The sequence below is a fragment of the Bacillus sp. LR_5 genome, assembly GCF_042709275.1.
In genome coordinates, this window is sequence record NZ_JAVAXX010000238.1 from 1 (window position 1) to 10,033 (window position 10,033).

The 10,033-nt window shown below is 41.5% G+C and carries 10 protein-coding genes and 1 pseudogene; 4 read left to right on the forward strand and 7 right to left on the reverse strand.

What is annotated here, in order from left to right:
* Together RAC86_RS29510 and RAC86_RS29515 are read right to left on the reverse strand one after the other, a co-directional pair.
* Positions 1 to 231: pseudogene (locus RAC86_RS29510) on the reverse strand (pyruvate dehydrogenase (acetyl-transferring) E1 component subunit alpha); the annotation flags it as partial.
* A 423-nt stretch (positions 232 to 654) separates the two neighbouring features.
* Entirely contained in the window at positions 655 to 1,326 is a 672-nt protein-coding gene (locus RAC86_RS29515) for a YkyA family protein (RefSeq protein WP_009967146.1), read from the reverse strand.
* Between the two features lie 213 nt (positions 1,327 to 1,539).
* Between RAC86_RS29515 and RAC86_RS29520 the strand changes: the two genes are divergently transcribed.
* Positions 1,540 to 1,698, forward strand: a complete 159-nt coding sequence (locus RAC86_RS29520; protein ID WP_003232317.1) for a YjcZ family sporulation protein — start codon at positions 1,540 to 1,542, stop codon at positions 1,696 to 1,698.
* 109 nt (positions 1,699 to 1,807) lie between these two features.
* A complete protein-coding gene (gene def / locus RAC86_RS29525) occupies positions 1,808 to 2,362 on the forward strand; it encodes a peptide deformylase (protein WP_003245474.1) in 555 nt (184 codons plus the stop codon).
* 35 nt (positions 2,363 to 2,397) lie between these two features.
* On the opposite strand, the gene RAC86_RS29530 is transcribed toward def, so the two are convergent.
* Positions 2,398 to 3,171 (reverse strand): Cof-type HAD-IIB family hydrolase, encoded by a 774-nt coding sequence (locus tag RAC86_RS29530; RefSeq protein WP_015715823.1) that lies wholly within the window; start codon positions 3,169 to 3,171, stop codon positions 2,398 to 2,400.
* 379 nt (positions 3,172 to 3,550) lie between these two features.
* Here RAC86_RS29530 and rnpZA point away from each other — a divergent pair, with 379 nt between their 5' ends.
* Together rnpZA and rnjA are read left to right on the forward strand one after the other, a co-directional pair.
* On the forward strand, positions 3,551 to 3,760 hold the full coding sequence (gene rnpZA / locus RAC86_RS29535) for an RNA polymerase subunit omega 1 (protein ID WP_003222303.1): 210 nt from the start codon (positions 3,551 to 3,553) through the stop codon (positions 3,758 to 3,760).
* 5 nt (positions 3,761 to 3,765) lie between these two features.
* Positions 3,766 to 5,433, forward strand: a complete 1,668-nt coding sequence (gene rnjA / locus RAC86_RS29540; RefSeq protein WP_003245660.1) for a ribonuclease J1 — start codon at positions 3,766 to 3,768, stop codon at positions 5,431 to 5,433.
* A 33-nt stretch (positions 5,434 to 5,466) separates the two neighbouring features.
* On the opposite strand, the gene ade is transcribed toward rnjA, so the two are convergent.
* From ade to kinC, 4 genes are all read right to left on the reverse strand, one after another.
* Positions 5,467 to 7,200 (reverse strand): adenine deaminase, encoded by a 1,734-nt coding sequence (gene ade / locus RAC86_RS29545; RefSeq protein WP_161477014.1) that lies wholly within the window; start codon positions 7,198 to 7,200, stop codon positions 5,467 to 5,469.
* Between the two features lie 155 nt (positions 7,201 to 7,355).
* Positions 7,356 to 8,021: a Ktr system potassium transporter KtrC gene (gene ktrC, locus RAC86_RS29550; RefSeq protein WP_377886337.1), complete on the reverse strand. Its 666-nt coding sequence runs from the start codon at positions 8,019 to 8,021 to the stop codon at positions 7,356 to 7,358.
* A 62-nt stretch (positions 8,022 to 8,083) separates the two neighbouring features.
* Entirely contained in the window at positions 8,084 to 8,911 is an 828-nt protein-coding gene (locus RAC86_RS29555; protein ID WP_326147530.1) for a gamma-glutamylcyclotransferase family protein, read from the reverse strand.
* A gap of 15 nt (positions 8,912 to 8,926) precedes the next feature.
* Positions 8,927 to 10,033: two-component sensor histidine kinase KinC (gene kinC, locus RAC86_RS29560; protein WP_377886338.1), on the reverse strand; the 1,107-nt coding region annotated here is incomplete at its 5' end.

Sequence of the window (10,033 nt, forward strand, 5' to 3'; positions counted from 1 at the left end):
AAATCCGAGACGTCCTTGACGGTTTAATGAGATAGAGCGTTGGTCAAGCACACGCGTAAATACCATGCGGCGCATTAGCTCTTTTAATTGATCATCAGTTAAATCAGGCATCGCCGCTTCATTCACGACTTCTCCCTTTTCATTTAAAATTTGGAACGTTTCGAACTGCTTTTTAATGGCATCAAATTGCTTCTTACTGTCAACGATAGCTTTTTTCGTTTTTGCAGCCATACTAAGTCACCTCTTCCTTTCTTTTAAACAGTCATTAGACGTGCATTCCTTTTATACATACAAACTTAGGGTACCCTAAAGTATCAGCAGTAAGTCGTATTATATTTTAGCCGATCCCCAGTTTGCCAAAACCTTTTATGTAGGATAGTTACACTCTGCTTTGAACTGTATTATTTCGAAGTTGTAAAAAACTAATACAACACCGCTTAACATGGATTAGTTTACACCAAATAAAGAAGAACCGTCAATCGTTTTCATCGCTGATTTTCAATAAATGTATTCGCTTTACATTTTCATCAAAAAAACAGATGCCAACCGCACCCAAAACTGTACTAGTATACCTTACTATGCTGTACTACAATAGAAATGAAAATTTTGAACGAAATCCGAATCGCATTTCATTCAAAAAAAGAGCTGATCGAGTCAGCTCTTTTTCACACGATAGCCTGCAGCATCATATAAATCTTCCCGGGCTTTATTATATTTTTCGGTTTGTTCATTAAATTCTCCGCTATATTTAAGGATCTTTTCATAAGAAGCATTGACTTTATCGATCTGCTGATCCAGATCATCTCTTGTCAAATCTTTGTCTTTCAGCTGCATATACAGTTTTTTATTAAGCTCAAGCGCTTTTTTATACTCTTTATACATAGTGCCATATGATGTATATCTTTTCTCCATATGGTTTGCTGCGGCATCGGCCTTTTCTTTTATGTCTTTTTCCTTAATATGTTCCGCTGACGTTTTTGCTTCCTCAAATTCTGTTTCCGATTTTTTCATGCTGTCATTTTCAAGCTTTAGGTGTTCTTCGCGCTTGCTGACATTTTCAAGCGCCTTATTAGATAAAGCAACAATTTTTTTATAATCATCCATATTGAGCTTCATAACACTATCGTAAAGCTGATTTTCTTTGGCCTCTAATTCTTTGAGTGTGTTTTGTTCTTCTTGAAACGGCTTTTCCGATTCCGCGGCTTTTTCTAATGAATGATGAAGTGAATCAACCGGGTCCTGTCCCATGCATCCTGTTAATATCAGTGCCATAGCACAAAAAGCTCCGATCTTGATTCCAGGCCGCCGTTTTATAGCGTCTTTCACGTTAAATCCCCCAATCTTGACAATTTCTACTATAGAATCCATGGGGACATTTGGCAATAGCCGTGCTGTATAAATGTAATACTGAAATTAAATCAAAAAAGTGAAAAATCAGGACAGATGACCATACAACTTTTTTGTTTTTACATAGGTTATATTAGACGCTATGCCTACTTATAAAGGCTCTGGCGTAATTAAAAGAGGAGGTTATGTAATATGTATGGATATGGTTACGGCGGAGGCTGCTGCAGTTATGGTGGTTACGGATATGGTGGCTGCGGATATGGCTACGGCCGCACCTTTGCGCTAATCGTTGTTTTATTCATTCTGTTAATCATTGTCGGAGCTGCTTATTTAGGCGGAGGCTGTTGCTAACCACACAGCATGAAATTGACCAGCCATATACGGCTGGTCATTCGTTTCGTTGCACCTTTGTGAAGAAATCCGATATAATTTACATATTAAGCTTTAGGAGTGAAGTTTCTTGATTACTATGGAAAACATCGTACGTGACGGCCATCCAGCCCTCAGAGAGACTGCCGAACCTGTTGAGCTGCCTCCAACTGATGCAGAAAAACAGCAGCTGGCCGACATGATCGAATTTGTTAAAAACAGCCAAAATCCTGAATTAGCCGAAAAATACAAGCTGCGCCCTGGCGTAGGGCTCGCAGCTCCTCAAATTAATATCAAAAAACGAATGATCGCCGTTCATGCGGAAGATGCTTCCGGTAAATTATACAGCTATGCTCTGTTTAATCCTAAGATCGTCAGCCATTCAGTTGAAAAAAGCTACTTAACAAGCGGCGAAGGCTGCCTCTCTGTGGATGAAGCGATTCCCGGTTATGTTCCCCGCTATGCTCGCATCAGAGTAAAAGGAACAACACTAGAAGGCGAAAATATTGATATTCGTTTGAAAGGATTTCCAGCTATTGTGTTTCAGCATGAGATCGATCATTTGAACGGTGTTATGTTCTATGATCATATTGATAAGGAAAATCCTTTCAAAGAACCTGAAAATGCAATCGCAATTGAGCGCTAATAGAAAAAGCGGCTGGCACAATGCCAGCCGTTTCTTTATTTTAAAAGGCCCAATTCTTTGACAGCGTATGCAATTCCATCCTCGTCCACCGGTTTTGTTACAAAGTCCGCGATTTCTTTCAGTTCGGGAACAGCATTTCCCATAGCAACGCCTGTCCCAACATATTCAATCATTTGCAGATCATTTAATCCGTCGCCGAAAGCATATGTATCGCCGATATCAAACGGAAGACGCTCAATCACTTTTTTGATTCCTTCTGCCTTCGAACCTCCGTGCGGCAGAACATCAGTCGATAGCTCATGCCAGCGAACTAGATCAAACTCAGGAAAAGCGGCATAAGCTTTTTCTTCTTCATCCTGACAAAATAAAAGAAGCTGAAAAATTTCTTTTCCTTCATAAAAAAGGTCATCGGTCTCTGGGTAATCGGTTTTAAGGCTGCCGATTCCCTCGAGAACATGAGGGTGATCCGCAACAGTCGCTTTCATCGTGTCCTCAGCCATAAACACAACAGGATGCTTGCCTTCATCCGCCTGCTTTAATAATCGCCTGATTGCATCTTTAGGCAGCGGATTTTTATAAATCACTTGATTTTCAAAGACAACAAACTGTCCATTGTAGGAAATAAATGAGTGGATGCCCAGCTCCTCCAAAATCGGCTTAACCAAAAATGGAGACCGGCCGCTGGCAATAAACACATGATGCCCTTGGCGCTGAAGCTCCGCCACGGTTTTTCTCGTACTTTCCGGTATATTCTTATCATGATCATATATTGTGCCGTCAATATCAAAAAAGATTAATTTAGAATCCATCGCAACTTCCCCTTTATCGTCTTGGTCTGCAATTCCCACCCTCATCATACAAAAAGATTGTCATTCAGCAAACAATTTCGTTCAAAAATCATATTAAATTCCATTAATAACCACGAAAAGTCTTCCTCAATCTCCGTATACTATTTGTATAAAAGAACTCTGGGACAAAATTAAAGGAGGGACTGGCTAATGCTGCGTAAATTAAGAAAGAAACTCAGAAGACAATGGAACGGAATGCTCCGTAAGAAAGCAATTGCCTGACAAGGGATCTTTCACTATTTGAGAGATCCTTATTTTGCTCAAGGCTTTCCTTATATTCCGTTTTCGAATATAATAGAATGAGCGAGTCTAACATACGGCATTTAAGGAGAGATTTGGAATGATTTATAAGGTATTTTATCAAGAGAAGGCTGACGAAGTACCTGTTCGGGAAAAGACAGATTCACTTTATATTGAAGGCGTATCTGAGCGTGACGTCAGAACAAAGCTGAAAGAAAAGAAATTTAATATTGAGTTTATTACACCTGTTGATGGTGCATTCTTAGAATATGAACAACAGAGCGAAAATTTTAAAGTATTGGAGTTATGAGCGGTATGAAATTTGTAAAAAATGATCAGACTGCTGTTTTCGCCCTCGGAGGTTTGGGCGAAATCGGTAAAAATACGTACGCGGTGCAATTCCAGGATGAAATTGTACTGATTGATGCGGGGATCAAGTTTCCCGAGGACGAACTGCTCGGAATTGACTACGTCATCCCTGATTATACGTATTTAGTCAAAAACGAAGATAAAATTAAAGGGCTTTTTATCACCCACGGGCACGAAGACCACATCGGCGGTATTCCATACCTGCTCAGACAAGTGAATATTCCTGTATACGGCGGAAAACTCGCGATCGGCTTACTTCGGAATAAACTTGAAGAGCATGGATTATTGAGACAGACGAAACTGAACATTATCGGCGAGGATGATATTGTAAAGTTCCGCAAAACGGCTGTGTCATTCTTCAGAACAACACACAGTATTCCGGATTCCTACGGCATTGTTGTAAAAACGCCGCCCGGAAACATTGTACATACTGGGGATTTCAAATTCGACTTTACTCCAGTCGGCGAGCCGGCAAACTTAACGAAAATGGCCGAAATCGGTAAAGAAGGCGTTTTGTGCCTTCTTTCAGACAGCACAAACAGTGAAAATCCGGAGTTTACCATGTCTGAGCGCCGTGTAGGAGAAAGCATTCATGACATTTTCCGCAAGGTGGACGGCCGAATTATCTTCGCTACATTTGCGTCGAATATTCACCGCTTGCAGCAGGTAATTGAAGCTGCTGTACAAAATGGAAGAAAAGTTGCCGTATTTGGACGCAGTATGGAATCGGCTATCGAAATTGGACAGACACTCGGTTATATTAACTGTCCTAAAAATACGTTTATTGAGCATAACGAAATCAATCGTATGCCTGCTAATAAAGTAACAATTTTATGTACAGGAAGCCAAGGGGAACCAATGGCGGCGTTATCAAGAATTGCAAACGGCACACACCGCCAAATTTCAATCAATCCTGGGGATACGGTCGTATTTTCTTCATCCCCTATCCCAGGCAACACAATCAGCGTGAGTCGAACAATCAACCAGCTGTATCGTGCGGGTGCTGAGGTTATTCACGGCCCTCTTAACGATATCCATACATCCGGTCACGGCGGACAGGAAGAACAGAAGCTGATGCTTCGTTTAATCAAGCCTAAATTCTTCATGCCGATTCACGGTGAGTACAGAATGCAAAAGATGCATGTCAAGCTTGCAACAGATTGTGGCATCCCAGAGGAAAACTGCTTTATCATGGATAATGGTGAAGTATTAGCGCTTAAAGGCGATGAGGCTTCAGTTGCAGGAAAAATCCCATCCGGTTCAGTGTACATTGACGGAAGCGGTATCGGTGATATTGGCAATATCGTACTTCGTGATCGCAGAATTCTCTCTGAAGAAGGACTTGTCATCGTTGTTGTCAGCATTGACATGGACGACTTCAAGATTTCAGCGGGTCCTGATTTGATTTCCAGAGGATTTGTGTACATGAGAGAATCTGGCGACTTGATCAACGACGCTCAAGAGCTCATTTCAAATCACTTACAAAAAGTAATGGAACGAAAAACGACTCAATGGTCTGAAATCAAAAATGAGATTACAGACACGCTTGCGCCTTTCTTGTACGAAAAAACAAAGCGCCGTCCAATGATCCTGCCGATCATTATGGAGGTTTAAAAAAAGAGGCACTCCCTTAGGGAGTGCCTCTTTTTATTGCAGTGATATGTGTTGAAATGATTTTACATCGAATAAGCCCGTAGTCGTCATTTTAATATCAGGAATGACAGGCAACGCTAAAAACGACAATGTCAAAAATGGATTAAATCCGCCTGTGAAACCGATTAACGGCAATTTATCATGAAGCGTCAGCAAGCTTTGATTCACTTGCTCTGCAGATTGGTCGGATAATAACCCTGCAATCGGCAACGGTACTGAATGGAGCTCTTCCCCATTTTTTATAATCGTTAATCCTCCGCCAATTTCCTGCAGCTTATTAACTGCCGCCGCGATATCCTCATCATTCGTTCCGACAGCAATAATATTATGGGAGTCGTGTGAAATGGTTGTGGCAATCGCTCCGCTCTTGAATCCAAAACCTTTCACAACACCAAGTCCGGTTTCTTTCAATCCTTTATGCCGCTCGACAACTGCAATCTTTAACAAATCAAACTCAGTGTCAGGCTCAAATTCGCGGGCATCAGGAGCCGGAACTTGTACTAATCTTGTTTCAAGCTGATTTGGTATGATTTGAATGACATTGATCTGCTGCTCTGAATCGATTGGCATATGAAAATCCTGTTTGTTAAGAGGAGCAGCAAGCTTAACAGAATCAAGCAGGGCCTGATCTGGTGCTGCAGTTGAAGCATGATCCTGATAGACCACTTTGCTGTCTTCAGCAACAGTCTGCCCTTTTACCATCGTCATTGTGACAGTGACATTTTCCAGATCAGATACAAAGAGCAAATCAGCGTCAAAACCCGGGGCAATCGCTCCCTTTGTATCTAATCCGTAGCATTCGGCCGCATTGAGGCTTCCTAATTGATAGGCTAAAAACGGATCAAGTCCGGCTTGAATCGCCATTTTCACCTGATGGTTTACACTTCCCTCTGACAATAAATCATCCACATGCTTATCATCCGTACAGAAAAAGAAACGGCGTGCGTTCTTTTCATTCACCGCCGGCAGCACATTGAGCGTGTTTTTGGCGACTGATCCTTCACGCATCATGACATACATGCCCCTTCTGATACGATCAAGGGCTTCTTCCTTCGATGTTACTTCATGGTCGTTTAAGACAAAGGCGGTTCTGTAAATGTTAATGAGGTCTGTTGATAAACCAGCTAAATGACCGTCTATCCTTTTTCCTGCCACACGGGCATCGAGCAGTTTCTGAACCATGTCTTCTTCAGCCTGCTGAACCGACACATAATCCATAACTTCAGCCAGCCCTAATACTTCTTCTTCTTCATAAAAAGGCTTGAGATCGGCAGCTTTGAGAATTGCGCCTGATCGCTCAAAACTTGCGGCAGGCACACTGGAAGGAAGCATAAAATGGATATTCAGCGGTGTATGCCGAGCTTGTTCAAGCATAAACACAATCCCTTTTTCACCAGACACATTCGCGATCTCATGCGGATCTGTAACAACCGTCGTCACGCCATGAGGCAACACTGCTTTAGCGAACTCAATCGGTGTAACCATTGATGACTCAATATGTACATGTCCATCAATAAAACCCGGAACAATCATTTGTCCCTCTGCATCAATGGTATTTTCACCTTCATACTCACCGAGGCCTACAATAACTCCATCTGTAATCGCAATATCTTCATATATCCATTCTTGATTATATACGTCCATGATTTTTCCGTTCCTAATGACGATATCAGCTTTCTGTCTTTTGGCTGAAGCATTCAGCCTATTGACTAGCGCTTCTTTATTCAAATAGGCCCCTCCTTTTTTTTATTATATGGTACAATATGCTATCGGAACGCCTGTGCTTAGTCAATGAAATTTAAAGAAATTGACGCTCAGTTCATTAAAGTTGTTATATTCTGATAATATGAAAAACCGCCCTTTGAGGACGGCTTATTTGGCTGCTATTTTGTATGAAGAACTCTTTTTTCGAAACGGGAGATGTCTGCAACTGATCCAATAACAATGAGTATATCTTCTTGGTGGATGACTTCGGTTGCAAGCGGTGATACGATAACTTCCTTGCCCCTTTTTATGGCTACGATATTAATACCGTATTTTGCGCGAATATCTAAATCGAGAAGTGTATTTCCAGCCAGGCGGCTGTTAGCTACGATTTCAACAAGACTATGCTCTTCAGACAGCTCCAAATAGTCAAGTACATTGTTGGACACGATATTATGCGCAATTCGTTTTGCCATATCGCGTTCTGGGTGGACGATGTGATCCGCGCCAATTTTAGACAGCACTTTTTCGTGATAATCGTTCTGCGCTTTAACTGTAATCGTATGGACGCCAAGTTCTTTCAGAATGAGTGTCGTTAAAATACTCGCTTGAATATTTTCCCCGATTGCTACAATAACGTGGTCAAAATTTCGCAGGCCTAAATTTTTCAGGACAGATTCGTCTGTCGAATCACCGATAACTGCGTGAGATGCAATCTTGGCATACTCGTTGACTTTATCTTCATCGATATCCATTGCCATAACCTCGACGCCTTCTTCGCTTAATGCTTTGCAAATACTGCCACCAAAACGGCCCAGCCCAATTACCGCAAATTCTTTTTTCATCGTGGTGCTCCTTTATATGACATGATATTGATCAAATTTTATCATATTCTTTTGTTACAGTGTTATCCTTTTGGCAGCGAATTCATATGCCGCTTGAGCTTTTCAGTAAACTCAGGCGACAAATACAGCTCCGCTCCGCGTTCGATTTCAATCTGATAGTGCTGAGGCGGGGCAATTTCCGCTTCTTTTTGGAGGACGAGAAAGGTTAAGCAGTCTTTGTAGTGCCTTCCGCCAGCTTCAACGTCTACAAATGCCGGCCGATACGTAAGAGATTCGACGCCCTCCCTTTTAAATAGATAGGAGAGAGCAGAATAAGGAATACGGTATAAAACGCCTTCTGTTGTTCCTCCGTCTTCCAACATGTCCGCTCTTGAACCGTCATCCCTTTTTAGCGTGAAGCGGGTTGTGTATCCTTTTAAAACAGCTCTTCCTACTGGATCTTGAAAATAGTGATCGACTCCCGCTTTTTGAAAGCGGGCATTATCCATGCATGATCCATAGGCAAAATAATAAATGGGATTTTTCGATTTGCTGATCATCTGATGTTCTTTCCAGTCGCCGCTGCTTATTTTCGTAAAGCCGGCAAACCCGTCTTTGTTCATAAAATAAATAAGCGCATTTTTAATCCCGACATCCGTTTCTACAAACACCGTTTGTTTATGATATCCTTGAAAAAATTGATCGAGGTTATGTATACACAATTCATCTGCTTCATATACTTCGCCGTATATATAGCCTTCACCATTAAAAACAGCTGTGGGCCCCTCTTTTGCAGCAAACAAACTTCCCTTTGTTCTCGCCTGCTCATTGATACATGCCGATTGTGCCAGCAAATGATGGTTTTTTTCATGCTTTCTTAATGTCCCGTATACAAACAGAAGCGAGTTCACTTTATTTTTCTCCTCTCAGCTGTCTGATTTTAAAGGCAAAACCACTTGAAAGACGCTGCCTTTTCCAGCTTCACTTTCGATTTTCAATTCCCCGTCATGTTCCTTCAGGATTCTCAAACAAATGGGAAGTCCCAGTCCAGTGCCCTTTTCTTTTGTTGAATAAAAAGGTTTGCCAATCTGCTTCAGCTTTTCCTGCGGCATGCCGTTTCCTTCATCCTTTACGCTTATCACTGCATGAGAGGCGGTTTTAGCAGTTGAAATGGTGACGACACCGCCCTTTGGCATTGCCTCAATTCCGTTTTTAATGATGTTGATAAAGACCTGCTTCAGCTGATTTTCGTCTCCATTAATCATACAGCCATCTGTCTCTTTGAAATTTTTCTCTATGACGATATTGGACAGAATTGCATTGGTATCAAGCAATGTCGTGACTTGTTTCAAGATCTCATTAAGCTGGTGTGTTTTAAATGTGATTGCCTGCGGTTTTGCAAGCAGCAGCAGCTCGCTGAGCACTAAATCGATTCTTTTAATCTCTGAAAAGATGATGTCAAAATAGTCTTTTCTGTCCGGATATTGTGTTTTCATAATCTGGAGGAAACCGCTGACAGATGTTAAAGGGTTTCTGACCTCATGAGCAATACCTGCGGCAAGTTCACTTGTGATTGATAGTTTCTGGGATTCCCTCGCCAGCCGTTCATTAATCTCAATGAGCTCATCTTCAGCCTCTTTCCGCTCAGTGATATCTGACATTGTACCCAGGCTGCCTGTAAATTGGTCATCCCGGTCATAGTAAAGTTTATAATGAACTTCTCCCCAAAAAATCGTGCCGTTCTTTGTCACGTATTTTGCCGTAAACATGCCAGAAGACGCTTTGTTTTGGATTTGGGTGTTAATGTGGTCGGCTACGTGCTTTTCTTTTATGAAGTAATCGTTATACATTGTTCCCATACATTCACTGATTGAAAACCCGGTTATAGATGCCCACGCTTGGTTTAAATATGTAATTTCGCCTTTTGCATTTGTTTGAAATACGATTTCCTGCAAATTATCCATGATGCGGTTTTTTTCTTCAGAAAGCTGTTTATACTTCCATTCGTTATCCTTCATTTTCTTAACCAGCTG